This is a genomic window from Achromobacter sp. 01N37, assembly GCF_056399725.1.
On record NZ_JBFTRX010000005.1, the window covers coordinates 704280 to 720036 of the forward strand.

12 protein-coding genes are annotated in these 15757 nt (G+C 65.5%); 9 read left to right on the forward strand and 3 right to left on the reverse strand.

Going from position 1 to position 15757, the window contains the following annotated elements; genetic code table 11:
* Window positions 1-549: 549 nt before the first annotated feature.
* From kdpF to AC1DSJ_RS14755, 9 genes are all read left to right on the forward strand, one after another.
* The gene (gene kdpF, locus AC1DSJ_RS14715; protein WP_006223569.1) at window positions 550-639 is read left to right on the forward strand and encodes a K(+)-transporting ATPase subunit F; all 90 of its coding nucleotides are present in this window, start codon (window positions 550-552) and stop codon (window positions 637-639) included.
* Window positions 639-2435, forward strand: coding sequence for a potassium-transporting ATPase subunit KdpA (gene kdpA / locus AC1DSJ_RS14720; RefSeq protein WP_054424392.1), 1797 nt, complete (start codon window positions 639-641; stop codon window positions 2433-2435). Before kdpF ends, kdpA begins: the two co-directional genes overlap by 1 nt.
* A gap of 22 nt (window positions 2436-2457) precedes the next feature.
* Window positions 2458-4617 carry a potassium-transporting ATPase subunit KdpB gene (kdpB, locus tag AC1DSJ_RS14725; RefSeq protein ID WP_054424394.1) on the forward strand — a complete coding sequence of 720 codons (2160 nt, stop codon included), beginning with the start codon at window positions 2458-2460 and terminating at the stop codon, window positions 4615-4617.
* Window positions 4618-4653: 36 nt separating this feature from the next.
* Entirely contained in the window at window positions 4654-5274 is a 621-nt protein-coding gene (gene kdpC, locus AC1DSJ_RS14730) for a potassium-transporting ATPase subunit KdpC (RefSeq protein WP_054424396.1), read from the forward strand.
* Between the two features lie 51 nt (window positions 5275-5325).
* On the forward strand, window positions 5326-8112 hold the full coding sequence (locus AC1DSJ_RS14735; protein WP_175170860.1) for a sensor histidine kinase: 2787 nt from the start codon (window positions 5326-5328) through the stop codon (window positions 8110-8112).
* A gap of 12 nt (window positions 8113-8124) precedes the next feature.
* On the forward strand, window positions 8125-8817 hold the full coding sequence (gene kdpE, locus AC1DSJ_RS14740) for a two-component system response regulator KdpE (protein WP_054424400.1): 693 nt from the start codon (window positions 8125-8127) through the stop codon (window positions 8815-8817).
* 207 nt (window positions 8818-9024) lie between these two features.
* Window positions 9025-9792, forward strand: a complete 768-nt coding sequence (locus tag AC1DSJ_RS14745) for a TorF family putative porin (RefSeq protein WP_441370575.1) — start codon at window positions 9025-9027, stop codon at window positions 9790-9792.
* 144 nt (window positions 9793-9936) lie between these two features.
* Window positions 9937-10257, forward strand: coding sequence for a hypothetical protein (locus tag AC1DSJ_RS14750; RefSeq protein ID WP_245636353.1), 321 nt, complete (start codon window positions 9937-9939; stop codon window positions 10255-10257).
* Between the two features lie 3 nt (window positions 10258-10260).
* Complete coding sequence (locus AC1DSJ_RS14755) at window positions 10261-11160, forward strand: 4-hydroxy-tetrahydrodipicolinate synthase family protein (RefSeq protein WP_175170858.1); 900 nt, start codon at window positions 10261-10263, stop codon at window positions 11158-11160.
* On the opposite strand, the gene AC1DSJ_RS14760 is transcribed toward AC1DSJ_RS14755, so the two are convergent.
* The 3 genes from AC1DSJ_RS14760 to icd all read right to left on the reverse strand — a co-directional run bounded on the left by AC1DSJ_RS14760 (window position 11138) and on the right by icd (window position 15554).
* On the reverse strand, window positions 11138-12679 hold the full coding sequence (locus AC1DSJ_RS14760) for a methyl-accepting chemotaxis protein (RefSeq protein ID WP_175170857.1): 1542 nt from the start codon (window positions 12677-12679) through the stop codon (window positions 11138-11140). The two genes, AC1DSJ_RS14755 and AC1DSJ_RS14760, sit on opposite strands and share 23 nt — an antisense overlap.
* 219 nt (window positions 12680-12898) lie before the next feature.
* Window positions 12899-14164, reverse strand: coding sequence for an O-antigen ligase family protein (locus tag AC1DSJ_RS14765; RefSeq protein WP_425286135.1), 1266 nt, complete (start codon window positions 14162-14164; stop codon window positions 12899-12901).
* Between the two features lie 133 nt (window positions 14165-14297).
* Window positions 14298-15554, reverse strand: coding sequence for an NADP-dependent isocitrate dehydrogenase (icd, locus tag AC1DSJ_RS14770; protein WP_175170855.1), 1257 nt, complete (start codon window positions 15552-15554; stop codon window positions 14298-14300).
* Window positions 15555-15757: the final 203 nt, after the last annotated feature.

Genomic DNA, 15757 nt, shown 5'->3' on the forward strand with positions numbered 1-15757 from the left:
CAGCAAGCGAGCGAAGCGGGTGCGAAGCGGGTGCCAAGCGGGTGCGAAGCGGGTGCCAAGCGGGTGCGGAGCGGGTGCGGAGCGGGTGCGGAGCGGGTGCGGAGCGGGTGCGGAGCGGGTGCGGAGCGGGTGCGGAGCGGGTGCGGAGCGGGTGCGGAGCGGGTGCGAAGCGGGTGCGGAGCGAAGACCCCGGCCGGCCGCCGGGCCGCCCCAAGGCCGGCCAGCCCCCTCGGGGGGCAGCAAGCGAGCGAAGCGAGTGCGGCGTGGGGGCCCACATCCCGGGGCACCTATTTATTTCTTGTTTACACCCCCCTCCCCAACCTATATCCCGTTTTTACCCCCCGCTCCGTAACCTGCCGGTGTCCTGATTGGTCACCTGGCCTGCCCGGCGCGCATCCGCTTTTGCCGCGCAGGCCCGTCGTTCGAAGGGAGCGTGGCTCCCGGGAGGAAAAACGTGGATGCCATCTATATCGCCGTCTTCGCCGTCATGGCCGGGCTGACAGTTGCCCTGCTGCGCTTCTGCGAAGCCCTGTCTTCGGGGGAGCCGTCATGAATTGGCTCTATTGGGTCAGCGGCCTGACCGCCGCCCTGCTGTTCGTCTACCTGCTGGTGGCCCTGTTCAAACCGGAGAAATTCTAATGACCGCCGAATTCGTCGGACTGCTGGTCCTGTACCTGGCGGTCCTGCTTGCGATCGCGCCGCTGCTTGGGCGCTATATCCGTATCGCCATGGAAAACGGGCAATCCCGGCTTACCGCCTGGGGCCGCCCGCTTGAACGTGGCATTTACCGGCTGGCGGGCGTCGACCCGCAGGCCGAGATGGGCTGGAAGCGTTATGCGCTGGCCGTGCTCGCCTTCAACATTCTTGGCGTCGTGGTCGTGTACGCCCTGCAACGGGTCCAAGGCATGTTGCCGCTGAACCCGGCGGGCATGGGCGCCGTCACGTCGGACTCGGCGCTCAACACCGCCATCAGCTTTGTCAGCAACACCAACTGGCAGGGCTACGGCGGCGAAGCCACGATGAGCTACCTGACGCAGATGCTGGCGCTGACGGTGCAGAACTTCGTCTCGGCTGCCACCGGCATCGCCGTGCTGTTCGCGCTGATCCGCGGCCTGGCGCGCCATAGCTCCGCCACCATCGGCAACTTCTGGTCCGACATGGTCCGCTGCACGCTTTACGTGCTGCTGCCCCTGTCGTTCGTGCTGGCGCTGGCGCTTGTCAGCCAAGGCGTGATCCAGAATTTCAGCCCCTACCAGGACGTGCAGACGGTTGAAGCCCTGCACTACGACCAGCCGCGCGTGGATGCGCAAGGCCAGCCGGTGCTGGATGCAAAGGGCCAACCTGTGACCGACCCTGCGGTGACCTCGACGCAAACGCTGGCCATGGGCCCCGTGGCCTCGCAGGAAGCCATCAAGCTGTTGGGCACCAACGGCGGCGGCTTCTTCAACGCCAACTCCGCGCATCCATTCGAGAACGCCACCCCGCTGGCGAACTTCCTGGAGATGCTGGCCATCCTGATGATTCCCGCCGCGCTGTGCTTCACATTCGGCGAAATGGTGGGCAGCCGGCGTCAGGGCATCGCCATCCTGGCCGCGATGACCGTGCTGTTCGCCGTCTTCGCGCTGGGTACGGCGTACTTCGAACAGCAGGCGAACCCCATGGCCGCGCAGGCGGGCGCCGACAGCGCAATGACTGCGCTCTCGCCCGGCGGCAACATGGAAGGCAAGGAAACCCGCTTTGGCATTGCGGCCACATCGCTGTTCGCCACCATCACCACCGCGGCGTCCTGCGGCGCGGTCAACGGCATGCACGACTCTCTGAACGCCATGGGCGGGCTGCCGCCGATGCTGCTGATGCAGTTGGGTGAAGTCGTTTATGGCGGCGTGGGTTCTGGCCTGTACGGCATGCTGGCCTTCGCCATCCTGGGCGTCTTCATCGCCGGGCTGATGATCGGCCGCACCCCGGAATACCTGGGCAAGAAGATCGAAGCGTACGACATGAAGATGGTGTCCATCGTCATTCTGGCCACGCCGCTGCTGGTGCTGGGCGGTACGGCGCTGGCGGTGTCGGTGTCGGCCGGCCAGGCGGGCGTGCTCAATCCGGGCATCCACGGGTTTTCCGAAATCCTTTATGCGCTGTCTTCCGCCGCCAATAACAACGGCAGCGCGTTCGCCGGCCTGTCCGCCAACACGCCCTTCTACAACGTGCTGCTGGGCATCGCGATGTGGTTCGGCCGCTTTGCCGTGATCGTCGCCGTGCTGGCGATGGCCGGGTCGCTGGCGGCCAAGCGCCGCCTGCCCGCCGGCCCCGGCAGCATGCCCACCACCGGCCCCCTCTTTGTGGTGCTGCTGATTGGCGCCGTACTGCTGGTGGGCGCCCTGACATATGTGCCCGCGCTGGCCTTGGGCCCGGTCGCGGAACACCTGCAACCCTGAATGCAACAGGCTAGGAATCAACATGGCCAAAATTGAAATGCCAACCTCCAGCGCAGGCGGCGGCGCTGCCCGCGCCCCCGCAACTGCCACGCAAGATCGCCCTTTCGGCATGTGGTCGCGCTCGCTTGTCGGGCCGGCCCTTGTCGACAGCCTGCGCAAGCTATCGCCCGCCGCGCAGCTGAAGAACCCCGTCATGTTCGTGGTGTACGTGGGCAGCATCCTCACCACGCTGCTCTGGGTCATGGCCCTGCGCGGCCAGGCCGAAGCCCCGGCGGGCTTCATCCTGGCCATTACCGTGTGGCTGTGGTTCACGGTGCTGTTCGCCAACTTCGCCGAGGCGCTGGCCGAAGGGCGCGGCAAGCAACAGGCGGCGACGTTACGTGGCCTGCGCACCACCATCAACGCCCGCTTGCTGAAAGGCTTTCGCGAGGCAGACGCCCGAGACGCCCAGCCCGCGCAATGGCGCGATCAGGCCATCAGCCAGCCCTCGGGCCTGCTGCGCCGTGACGACGTGGTGCTGGTGGAAGCCGGCGACACCATTCCCGGCGACGGCCAGGTCATTGCCGGCGTGGCGTCGGTGGACGAAAGCGCCATCACCGGTGAATCGGCCCCCGTCATCCGCGAATCCGGCGGTGACTTTTCTTCCGTCACCGGCGGCACGCGGGTGCTGTCCGACTGGATCTTCGTACGCATCGCGGCCGATCCCGGCGAGAGCTTTCTGGACCGCATGATCGCCATGGTCGAAGGCGCCAAGCGCCAGAAGACGCCAAACGAACTGGCGCTGACGATTCTGCTGGTGGGCCTGACCGTGGTGTTCCTGCTGGTCGTCGTCACGCTGATGCCGTTCTCGATCTACGCGGTCAGTGCGGCCGGTGGCGGCGCAGCCGTCACGGTGACGGTGCTGGTGGCGCTGCTGGTCTGCCTGATCCCCACCACCATCGGCGGCCTGCTGTCGGCCATCGGCGTGGCGGGCATGAGCCGCATGATGAGCGCCAACGTCATCGCCACCTCAGGCCGCGCGGTGGAAGCGGCGGGCGATGTGGATGTGCTGCTGCTGGACAAGACCGGCACCATCACCTTCGGCAACCGTCAGGCGTCGACCTTCCTGCCCGCGCCCGGCGTGTCGCCGCGCGAACTGGCCGACGCCGCCCGCCTGGCGTCGCTGGCCGATGAAACGCCGGAAGGCCGCAGCATCGTGGCGCTGGCCGACAAGTCCCTGCACGCGCCGGCCGCGCGCATGATCGACGTCGAATTCGTGCCCTTCACGGCGCAGTCGCGCATGAGCGGCGTGAATCTGGGCGATCGCATGATCCGCAAGGGTGCGGTCGACGCCATTCAGTCGTGGATTGCCGCACAAGACAACACGGTGCCTGAACCCGTCTTGCGCCTCGCCGAAGATGTGGCGCGGCGCGGCAGCACGCCGCTGATGGTCAGCGACGGCAACCGCGCGCTGGGCGTCGTGGAACTGAAAGACATCGTCAAGCCCGGCATTCAGTCGCGCTTTGCCGAGCTGCGCCGCATGGGCATCAAGACGGTGATGATCACGGGCGACAACAAGCTCACCGCCGCGTCCATTGCCGCCGAAGCGGGCGTAGACGACTTCCTGGCCGAAGCCACGCCCGAAGCCAAGCTGAAGCTGATTCGCGCCTATCAATCGGAAGGCCGGCTGGTGGCGATGACGGGCGACGGCACCAACGACGCGCCCGCACTGGCGCAGGCCGACGTGGCGGTGGCGATGAACTCGGGCACGCAGGCCGCCAAAGAGGCCGGCAACATGGTGGACCTGGACTCCAACCCCACCAAGCTCATCGAGATCGTCGAGATCGGCAAGCAGATGCTGATGACGCGCGGCGCGCTGACCACGTTCAGCGTGGCCAACGACGTGGCCAAGTACTTCGCCATCATTCCGGCCGCCTTCGCCACCGTGTACCCGCAACTGAACGTGCTGAACATCATGGCGCTGACCACACCGGCCTCCGCCATCTTGTCGGCCGTGATCTTCAACGCGCTGATCATCGTCGTGCTGATCCCGCTGGCGCTCAAGGGTGTGCGCTACCGGCCGCTGGGCGCGTCTGTGCTGCTGCGCCGCAACCTGCTCATTTATGGCCTGGGCGGCCTGCTGGTGCCGTTTGCCGGCATCAAGCTGGTTGACATGGTGCTGGCCGCGCTGGGCTGGGTCTAAGCCAGCTCCCGCCCCGAAACCCGAAAGGAATTCATCATGAAACACACAACGTCATCCCCCGCCGCCCTGCCCCGCCCGGGCGGCATCCTGCGCCCCGCGCTGGTCGTCTTCGCCGCCCTGTCGCTGGTGACGGGCCTGGCCTACCCCTTCCTGACGCGCGGCGTCGCGGCCGTGGTCTTCCCGCACGAGGCGGCCGGCTCGCTCATCAAACAGGGCGACAAGGTCGTGGGCTCGGCGCTGATTGGCCAGTCGTTCACGTCGCCCCAGTATTTCTGGAGCCGGCCGTCCGCCACCGCGCCCATGCCGTATAACGGCGCGGCCTCGGGCGGGTCGAACCTGGGCCCGCGCAACCCCGCGCTGGCCGAAGCCATCCAGGCCCGCATCGCCGCGTTGAAGGCGGCGGACCCCGACAACCCCACGCCCGTGCCGGTGGACCTGATCACGGCGTCCGGCAGCGGGCTGGACCCGCACATCAGCCCGGCAGCGGCCGCCTACCAGGCCGCGCGCGTGGCCCGCGCCCGAAACTTGCCGCGCGCGCAGGTCGATGCGCTGATCCAGGCCAACACCGAGCAGCCCTGGCTGGGCGTGCTGGGTGACCCGGTCGTCAATGTGCTGATGCTGAATCTGGCGCTGGACAACTTGCGCCCGGCCCCATGAGCCCCGAGCGTATAGTATTGCCAGCTTTCCCCACCCCACTCTTGCGCGTTCATGGCTGATATTGCTGGCGAGCGTCCCGATCCCGACGCGCTCTTGAAGACCCTGGACGAGGCCGCGCGCCAAGCCGTGCGCGGCAAGCTGCGCGTGTACTTCGGATCGTCGGCCGGCGTGGGCAAGACCTACGCCATGCTGGTCGCGGCCCGGGCGCAAGCCGCGCAAGGGGTCAACGTGCTGGCGGGCATCGTCGAAACCCACGGCCGCCGCGAAACCGCGTCGCTGCTGGAAGGCTTGGCGGTGCTGCCGCTGAAAGACGTCGCGTATCGCGGCCACGTCCTGAAGGAATTCGATCTGGACGGCGCGCTGGCCGCCCGCCCCGGCCTGGTGCTGGTGGACGAACTGGCGCATTCCAACGCGCCGGGTTCACGCCACGCCAAGCGCTGGCAAGACATTCAGGAATTGCTCGCGGCCGGCATCGACGTCTGGACCACGCTGAACGTGCAGCATCTGGACAGCCTGAACGAAGCCGTGGGCAGCATCACCGGCGTGCGCGTCTGGGAGACCGTGCCAGACGAGGTCTTCGACGCAGCCGACGAAGTCATGCTGGTGGACTTGTCGGCCGACGAGCTGCTGCGGCGCTTAAAGGAAGGCAAAGTCTATCTGCCCGAACAGGCCCGCCACGCCACGCGCAATTTCTTTCGCAAGGGCAACCTGATTGCACTGCGCGAATTGGCGCTGCGCCGCACGGCGGATCACGTCGATGATGACGTGCAGGCCTACCGGCGCGACCGCGCCATTGAACCCGTGTGGCGCACGCGCGAAGCGGTCGTCGCCTGCATCGGGCCGGACATCGATGCCGAATACGTCATCCGCAGTGCGCACCGCCTGAGCCAGCAGCTGGAGTGCGATTTGCACGTGGTCACCATCGACACCCCACGCGCCGCGCCCACGCCGCAAGCCGAACAGGACCGCATGCAGCGCACGCTGGCGTTCGCGGATTCGCTGGGCGCACGCACTGAAACGCTGGCGGGCGGCGACATGGTCGACGCGGTGGTGCGTTACGTGCGCCGGCACAACATCACCAAGGCCATCGTCGGCCGCACGCGCGCCACCGGTTTGCAGCGGCTGCGCCTGTCGGTGTCCGCGCTGCTGACGGCCGCCATCACGCCCGGCTGGTTGTGGCGGCGGCACAGCTTCGCCGACATGCTGGCCGCGGGCTGCCCCGAGATCGACATCATCCGGCTGGGCGCGCCACCGCTGCCCGCCAGCGCCGCGCCCGGGCGCGACCCGCTTACGCTGGGCCGCCGCGCGAGTCTGGGCGCCGACGAGCGCACCGCCCGTTCCTGGGCCGGCTATGCCTGGGCGCTGTGCTATTGCGCGGCTGCCACGGGCTTGTCGATGCTGGCATTCCCCGTGCTGCACCAGACCAATATCGTCATGCTGTTCCTGCTGGCGGTGGTGGGCGTGGCGCTACGCCATGGACGCGGGCCGGCGGCGCTGGCATCCGTCGTCAGTGTGGCGCTGTTCGACTTTTTCTTCGTGCAGCCGCTGGCCTCGTTCGCCGTGTCCGACGTGCAGTACCTGCTGACCTTCGGCGTGCTGTTATCCGTGGGGTTACTGATCGGGCAACTGACGGCCGGCCTGCGCCTGCAAGCCCAGGCCTCGGTCAAACGCGAAGCCGACGCGCGCAGCCTGTATGAATTTGCGCGCGAATTGTCGTCGGCGCTGTTGCCCGAGCAGATCGTAACGTCGGCCGGCGCCTTCGTGCACGCCACCTTCGGCTCGCGCTGCGCGCTGTACATCCTGGGGCTGGACGACCGGTTGAAACTCGCCTCGCCGGCATCCGACGACATGCCGCCGTTGGAGTCGGCGCTGGCCCAATGGGTGTACGACCACGGCCAGCCCGCAGGCGCTGGCACCGCAACCTTGTCCAACAGCGAGCTGCTGTACCTGCCGTTGAAAGCACCCATGCGCACGCGTGGCGTGCTGGCGCTGGCCGCCCCCCGCCGCAGCCTGTTCTCGCACCCGGATTCGCGCCGCCAGATCGAGGCCTACGCCACCCTGATCGCCATTGCGCTGGAACGGCTGCACTACGTGGAAGTGGCGCAGCAGGCGCTAGTCAGCATGGAATCGGAGCGGCTGCGCAACTCGCTGCTGGCCGCCGTGTCGCACGATTTGCGCACCCCGCTGACCAGCCTGATCGGCATGACCGATACCTTGACGCGCCAACAGGCGACGCTTGCCCCCGACGTGCAGGACACCGTGCGCGCCATGCGCGATCAGGCGCAGCGCATGCATGCGCTGGTCGTCAACCTGCTGGACATGGCGCGCCTGCAAAGCCGCGACACGCCGCTGCGCCGGGAATGGCAATCGATTGAAGAGCTGGTGGGCGCATCGCTTGCCGCCATGCGCGAACCGCTGGCTGCGCATCACGTCACGGTCGCCAGCCTGTCGCAGCTGCCGCTGGTGGAATGCGATGGCGTGCTGATCGAACGCGTGCTGTGCAACCTGCTGGAGAACGCGGCCAAGTACACGCCCGCAGGCAGCACGCTGCATCTGCACGCAGCCGTCGTCGATGACGAACTGCGTGTGGCCGTCAGCGACAATGGCCCCGGCGTCACCCCCGGCGCCGAACGCCGCATCTTCGAAAAATTCACGCGCGGCGAACGCGAATCCGCCACCCCCGGCGTTGGCCTGGGCCTGGCGGTGTGCGAAGCCATCATCTCGGCCCACCACGGCCGCATCTGGGTCGAACACACGCCGGGGCAGGCCTCTGGCGCGCAATTCGTCTTCAGCCTGCCGCTGGGCACGCCGCCCGCAATTCCTCCTGAAACCCATTGATTCCCCCAAAGCATGTTCGACTATCAGCCCACCGTCCTGATCATTGAAGACGACGCCAACATCCGGCGCTTCGTCCGCCAGGCCCTGGAAAGCGAAGGCTGCGTCGTGCACGAAGCCGACACCGTCAAGCGCGGCCTGATCGAAGCCGGCACCCGCCAACCCGACGCCATCGTGCTGGACCTGGGCTTGCCCGACGAAGACGGCATGACGCTCATCCGCGAATTGCGCGCGTGGACGGAAGTGCCGGTGCTGGTGCTATCCGCCCGCAGCGCCGAGGCCGACAAGGTGGCCGCGCTGGACGCGGGCGCCGACGACTATCTGACCAAGCCCTTCGGTGTCAGCGAGCTGCTGGCCCGGCTGCGCGTGCTGCTGCGCCGGCATGCACGGGGCGGCGCGGGCAGCGCCGCCGAAATCACGTTTGGCGAGGTGCGCGTGGACTTCGCCAAACGCGTTGTCGAACGCAATGGCCAGCATGTGCACCTGACGGCCATGGAATACCGGCTGCTGGCCGCGCTATTGGCGCATCGCGGCAAGGTCATGACGCACCGTGAACTGCTGCGCGAGGTCTGGGGCCCATCGCATGTGGAAAGCAATCACTACCTGCGCATCTATATGGGCCATCTGCGCCAGAAGCTGGAAGCCGATCCCGCGCAGCCGGTATTCCTGATGACGGAAATCGGTGTGGGCTATCGCTTCGCGGGGTGAATGCCGGGTGGTGGGGATGGCGCCGCGTTGATGCGGTCTTGTTGATGCGGTGTTGTTGATGCGGCCTCGTTGATGCGATCTTGTTGATGCGGCCTGGTTGAGGCGGCACTCTTGATGCCGCCTTTATGCGGACCACGCGAGTCTTGTCTCGCGCTTTATGCCGATCCTCCTATTGTTGCGATCCTCATCCAACATCAGGAGCCTTCCATGTCCCGCAACACCCTGGCCGCGCTTGCGCTGCTTGCGCTTACCACCACCTCGCAGGCCAGCGAAGCCCCCGTCGCGACGACAACGCCCGCCGCCAGCGACTTCTCTTTATCGGCCAACCTCACGCTGGCCAGCCAGTACCGCTATCGCGGCCTGATGCAGTCGAACAACCAGCCCGCCATCCAAGGCGGCTTCGATCTGGCCCACGCGAGCGGCTTTTATCTGGGCAACTGGAATTCCAGCATCAGCTGGCTGGGCGACAGCAACAGCGCCGTGTCGGCCCCCGTCGAAATGGATTTCTACGGCGGCTACAAGGGCAATCTGACAGAAGGCGTGCCGGTTGACCTGGGCGTCTTGCAGTACTACTACCCCGGCGACTACCCGTCCGGATTCACCAGCCCCGACACCACCGAGCTCTATGCCGGCATCGGTTACGGCCCGGTGATGTTCAAGTATTCCATCGCCATGACCAACCTGTTCGGCTTTGCCGACAGCAAGTACAGCCAGTACTTTGACGTGACGGGCAACGTGGACACGGGGCTGTGGGGCTTGACCCTGAACGCCCATGTCGGCCGCCAGATCGTGCGCAACGTCGACCACGGCTCCTATACCGATTGGAAGCTGGGGCTGACGAAAGACTTTGGAGCGGGCTTGTCGGTGTCGCTGGCGTACCTGGACACCAATGCCGACCGCACGGTCTACACCAACACGCGCGGGCGCGACATGGGCCGCGCAACCGGCCTGCTGTCCGTGACCAAAACGTTTTGATCCGGCGCGGCGTTGACGCGTTTTTTATGCGCCGCGCCGGCTTTTATCGGCAGGATTTACGGTGCGATTTCTATAGTGGAATCGTCATCAACCAACCGGAATTACGGATCGCCGCAAGTGGCGAATCCGTCCCGCCCCCCCGCCATGACTCCCCGACTGGACCGCCGCCCCCTGCTTTCGCCCGCTTCCTCTTCCGCGCTGCCCCTGCCGCAATCCGAGCGGGTGGCGCTGACGGTCAGGATCGATACGCTGGATGCCCTGAAGGTGCGGCTTGCGCTGCACCGCGAGCTGGGCGACCGTATCGGCGTCTATGTGCTGTCGGTAGACCACGCCCACGCGCAAAGCACGCTGCAACTGCAGTGCGCCCGCCACGAACTCGGCGACCTGATGCACGCCGTCATGTGCGGCCTGCCCCAAGCGGAATTCGGCGCGGTGCGCCCGGCGTCGGCCATCACGGTGCAATAAGCCATGGACATGCCCGTTACGACCGCATTCGAAGGCATCTGGCTGCCAATGATCACGCCGCTGCGCGGCGGCTATGTCGACCTGGACGCCGCCCAGGCGCTGGCCCGCTACTACCGCAACGCCGGCATCGCCGGGCTGGTGCTGTTCGGCTCCACCGGCGAAGGCAACCTGCTGAGCCTGTCCGAAAAAATCGACATGGCCGAAGCCATCGCCAGCGATCCGCACGCACTGCCGCTGGTGTTTGGCGCCGGCGGCGTCGACACGCGCGGCGTCGCCACCGCCATCCGCCGCCTGGACAAACTGGCCCCCGCCGGCTATCTGGTGCCGCCACCCTACTATTTGGGCCCATCGCAAGCCGGCATCCTGTGGCATTACCGCCAGATCGCCTGGGCAACCGAACGCCCCATCATTCTGTACAACATCCCCAAGCGGACTGGCGTGACGATGACAGTGGAGACCATGGAGAAGCTGGCGCTATTGCCCAACTTCAGCGCGGTCAAGGAATGCAATCCGTCGGTGCTGTCCGCCTTGAATGCGCGCGGACGCCTGGCCGCGCTGTGCGGCGAAGATCTGTCGCTGCTGGATCATTGGCTGGCGGGCGGACGCGGCGCCATCCCGGCCGCGGCGCACGTGTACCCGGAGCGCTATGTTGAAGTCATGCGTCTGGCGCAGGCGGGCCACGCCGAGGCCGCGCGCGAACTCTTCGAGCCCTTGCGCGGCCTGATCCGCCTGCTGTTCGCCGAACCCAACCCCGCGCCCATCAAGCGCGCCCTGGCGATGCAAGGGCTGATCACCGACGAGCTGCGCATGCCCATGACGCCGGCCAGCCGAGAGCTGAGCATCCGGCTGCAACGCGCCATGGGCGCGCTGCACAGCCTGCCTAGCCGGCTGCAGACAGCTTGAACACCGACACGGCGCGCGCCAGGTCGTCGGCCTGCTCGTGCAAGGTGGCGGCCGACGCGGCAAACTCCTCGACCAGCGCGGCGTTCTGCTGCGTCACGCTGTCCAGGTGCGTCACAGCCTGATTGATCTGTTCAATCCCCACGCTTTGCTCGGCCGACGCGGTGGCGATTTCGCCCATCAGGGGCGCGCTGGTGGCGGCGGATTCCAACACGCTGCCCATCGTGGCGCTGGCCTGTTCCACGCGCTGGCTGCCGCGCGCCACCGATTCGGACGAGGTTTCGATCAGCCCCTTGATCTCTTTGGCCGCAGTGGCCGAACGCTGCGCCAAGGCGCGAACCTCGCCCGCCACAACCGCAAAGCCACGCCCCTGCTCGCCGGCTCTTGCAGCTTCCACGGCCGCGTTCAGCGCCAGGATATTGGTCTGAAACGCAATGCCGTCGATCACGCTGATGATTTCGCCAATGCGCTGCGAACTGTGCGAGATCTCGTGCATGGCGTCGATGGCGTGTTGGGTCTCTTCACTGCCCTGGCGCGCCAACTGCGCCGCCTGCCCCGCCAGCGAACTGACTTCGCGCACATGCTCGGCGCTTTGCTTGGCCGTGGCGGTGATTTCTTCCACGCTGGCCGCCGTCTGTTCCAGGGCGGCCGCCTGCTTCTCGGTGCGATCCGACAAGTCCATGCTGCCCGCCGCAATCTGGCGCGAGGCCGCCGCGATGGAGCTGGTGGAATGCACGATGGTGCGCACGGCAACGTCCAGGCGTTGCTGCATTCTTCCCATGCCCTCGAACAAACGGCCGATCTCGCCCCGATGGTGGCGCGACACCGCGGAAGACAAATCGCCATTGGCCACGCGCTCGCACAAGGCCACGGCTTCATCCAGCGGGTTGATCACATGGGTGCGGAAAAAGCGCAGGGCGGCGATCAGCACCAGCGCCAGCAAGCCCAACGTCACACCGCCCTGCCGCCACAAGGTGCTGTAGAAGGCCGTGTCGACATCATCCACATACAAGCCGGTGAAGATCAGCCAGCCCCAATCCGCGTCGTAGGCGGCATAGCTGATCTTGGGCAGCGCCTCGTCGGCGCCCGGCCGGGGATAGCGGTACTCCACATAGCCGCCGCCCGCCTTACCTTCGGCATAAAGGTTTTCAAAGATCGGCAGGCCGTCCACATCCTTGATGGCGCGCACGTTCGTGCCCACCAGCTTGGCGTCAGGGTGCGCCAGCAAGGCGTAGTCGTCGCCGAACACCCCCACATAACCATCAGCGCCGTAGCGCAGTTGCGTCAGGCGCCGCGCCACATTGCGCTTGGCCTCCGCCAGCGGCATGCCTTCACTGACGCTTTGCTTGCCGTTGCGCAAGATGCCCGCGGACAGATCCAGTACGTGGCGCAACTCCGTCTTCCGTTCTGCCACCATCTCTATGCGCCGCTGCCATGCGTCCCAGGCGCCCAGCGCCAGAACGGCAACGCCAATGGCGAACACGAACCACAACAGCTCCCTGCGCAGACTGGAATTTTTCACAGCCTCTCCTCGTAGTGCCCATTCTTATGCCTGAAACCTTTCGCGGCAGAATGTGACGGTTTATGTATTGCGTTCCGTCAGAATACGGTGACACAGCAGGGTTTTCACTAGGTCGACCTCGTCGACTTGATCTAACGCAAGGCCCATAAAAAAAACGCAAGGCGAGTGCGCCTTGCGTCAGGTAATGCTTGCACTGCGCGGGAATTTACCCGCCCGTCTTCAGCGCCGCAGCGCGCGGTTGGCGGCCTCGGCTACGCGAGGCGTCGTCAACGCAATCAGCGTCACGACGATGAGCGAATAATTGGGCACGCTGCGCATATTGCGGAACATCATTTCCGTCAGGCTGAATGCGCAGTAGCTCAGGCAGAACAGCAGGCCCAGTTGCGCCCCCACTCGGATCACCCGGTCGTCGCTCGCCATGCGGCGGAAAAACACCGCGGCTGGCAACAGATACAGGGTCAGGATGCTCAACAAGCCCAGCAGCCCATAACCGGACAACGCGGCCAGCATGTCGTTGTGCGGTTCGCCAAACCCTTCAACGACCTCGGCGGTCACGATCCCCTGGGTTTCCAGCTGGCGCAGTTCCTCGCGGAACTTGCTGGGCCCGATTCCCACGATGGGACTTTTCTGGAACATGAGGATGGACGCATGCCACAGCTGCAAGCGGATACCGAAAGACGTATCGCGATTGGCCGAGGTGGAATAGCCCTGCACGTCTTTCGAGATCTCGTGCATGCGCGTGCTGAACGTCCAGATGGCGGCGGCGCTGGCCACCAGCGCCACACAGACGGCCAATGCGCAATACACCTTGTGGCGGCGCTTCCAGTTGCGCAGGCCCAGCAAGAACACCACCCCCAGAATGGGCAGCAACATCCAGCTGCTGCGCGTCTCGGACTCCCATGTGGCGTAGACGGACAGCGCCACGGCCACCAGCTTCACCGTCGTCTCGGCCCGCGGCCAGCGCGTACAGGGGCCAAAGCCCAGGGACAACAGCGTCATCGCGCCAAACAGCAGCGTCATGTTTGCAAACGCCACGGCGTTATAGCGCCCGCCGACATCAACCATGGCATTGCGATCTAAGGTCTGAACCGTAACGATCAGCAGCACCGAACCGGCAATGGCGCCCGCCAAAATGCTCCACTGCACCAGCTTCAACCATCGCTGCGGCGCGCGCAGCAGCAGCCAGAGCACCGGCAGCGCCAGCGCAAAGCGCAGCAGCTTCTCCAGCTCTGAATTGCTCCACACGCCTCGCACCGCGGACGTGATGAACATACAGGCCAGCGGCAGCAGCAACACCAGCGACATCGGCCACAACTCGCCAAACGCCATCGGCTCGTAACGCTTGATGGCGTTCACGGCCAGCGCCGTCAGCGCGACCAGGCCGGCCAGGTAAAGCACAGCGGGGCCACCCACCGGGCTGGTCAGCGCCAGGGCAGGAACCAGCAATACCAGCCAAGTGGCCAGGGAAACATACATTCGGGGCACAGCGATCAACCTGAAAAGAACGATGCAAGCGCAGCGCGCTTCATGCGAGTAAGGGTAGATAAACCCGGTAGACAAAACCCGCCCGCCATGACGGCGGGCGGGTTCTACGGAGCAATGCGGAGCGAACCGCGAATTACATGTTTTCGATCATGACCTGACCGAAGCCCGAGCACGACACTTGCGTCGCGCCTTCGAGCAGGCGGGCGAAGTCGTACGTGACCTTCTTGGACAGGATGGACTTTTCCATGCTGGAGATGATCAGGTCGGCGGCTTCGGTCCAGCCCATGTGGCGCAGCATCATTTCGGCCGACAGGATTTCGGAACCGGGGTTCACGTAGTCTTTGCCCGCGTACTTGGGCGCCGTGCCGTGGGTGGCTTCAAACATGGCCACCGAGTCCGACAGGTTGGCCCCCGGCGCAATGCCGATGCCGCCCACTTGCGCGGCCAGCGCGTCAGAGATGTAGTCGCCGTTCAGGTTCAGCGTGGCGATAACGTCGTACTCGGCCGGGCGCAGCAGAATCTGCTGCAGGAAGGCGTCGGCGATCACGTCCTTGACGATGATCTCGCGCCCGGTCTTCGGGTTCTTGAACTTGCACCACGGGCCGCCATCGATCAGCTGCGCACCAAATTCCTTTTGCAGCAGCTCGTAGCCCCAGTCGCGGAAGCCGCCTTCCGTGAACTTCATGATGTTGCCCTTGTGCACCAGGGTCAGCGACGTGCGGTCATTGTCGATGACATACTGCGCGGCCTTGCGCACCAGGCGCTCGGTGCCTTCGCGCGACACGGGCTTGATGCCGATGGACGAGGTGTTCGGGAAGCGGATCTTCTTCACGCCGAGCTTGGTTTGCAGGAACTGGATCAGCTCCTTGGCCTGCTCGCTTTCGGCCATGTATTCAATACCCGCGTAGATGTCTTCCGAGTTCTCGCGGAAAATCACCATATTGGTCTTTTCGGGTTCACGCACCGGCGAGGGCACGCCCTTGAAGTACGCCACCGGACGCAGGCAGACGTACAGGTCCAGTTGCTGGCGCAGCGCCACGTTCAACGAACGGATGCCGCCGCCGACCGGGGTGGTCAGCGGGCCCTTGATGGACACCACGTAGTCTTTGACGACTTCCAGGGTTTCATCGGGCAGCCACACGTCGGGGCCGTAGACCTTGGTGGCCTTCTCGCCCGCGTAGACTTCCATCCAGTGGATCTTGCGCTTGCCGCCGTAGGCCTTTTGCACCGCGGCGTCGACAACCTTGATCATCACCGGGGTGATATCGGCGCCCGTGCCGTCGCCTTCGATGAAGGGAACGATGGGCTGTTCAGGCACATTCAGCGAGAAATCAGCGTTGACCGTGATCTTCTGGCCGCCAGCGGGAACCTTGATATGTTGGTAGGTCATGAATGCTCCATTTGCTCCGGGTGGTTTTTCTGCATGCGCCGCATCGGAAAGCGTCCGATTCCGCAGGGGAAAATCACCCTCGCGAACCGCACTCCGGATGGCGTATAGCAACCAATTCTATATCGCAAAGACGCTACAGAAACCTGACCGCGCCCCGGGGGCGGTAAAATAGTGCATCTCCATCCCGCATTTCTGCCCCGACC

Coding starts and splice junctions, on each gene's coding strand:
- AC1DSJ_RS14750 (WP_245636353.1), top strand. CDS start 9,937: ATGACTCCCCGACTGGACCGCCGCCCCCTGCTTTCGCCCGCTTCCTCT.
- AC1DSJ_RS14745 (WP_441370575.1), top strand. CDS start 9,025: ATGTCCCGCAACACCCTGGCCGCGCTTGCGCTGCTTGCGCTTACCACC.
- kdpB (WP_054424394.1), top strand. CDS start 2,458: ATGGCCAAAATTGAAATGCCAACCTCCAGCGCAGGCGGCGGCGCTGCC.
- kdpA (WP_054424392.1), top strand. CDS start 639: ATGACCGCCGAATTCGTCGGACTGCTGGTCCTGTACCTGGCGGTCCTG.
- icd (WP_175170855.1), bottom strand. CDS start 15,554: ATGACCTACCAACATATCAAGGTTCCCGCTGGCGGCCAGAAGATCACG.
- kdpC (WP_054424396.1), top strand. CDS start 4,654: ATGAAACACACAACGTCATCCCCCGCCGCCCTGCCCCGCCCGGGCGGC.
- kdpF (WP_006223569.1), top strand. CDS start 550: ATGAATTGGCTCTATTGGGTCAGCGGCCTGACCGCCGCCCTGCTGTTC.
- AC1DSJ_RS14735 (WP_175170860.1), top strand. CDS start 5,326: ATGGCTGATATTGCTGGCGAGCGTCCCGATCCCGACGCGCTCTTGAAG.
- AC1DSJ_RS14755 (WP_175170858.1), top strand. CDS start 10,261: ATGGACATGCCCGTTACGACCGCATTCGAAGGCATCTGGCTGCCAATG.
- kdpE (WP_054424400.1), top strand. CDS start 8,125: ATGTTCGACTATCAGCCCACCGTCCTGATCATTGAAGACGACGCCAAC.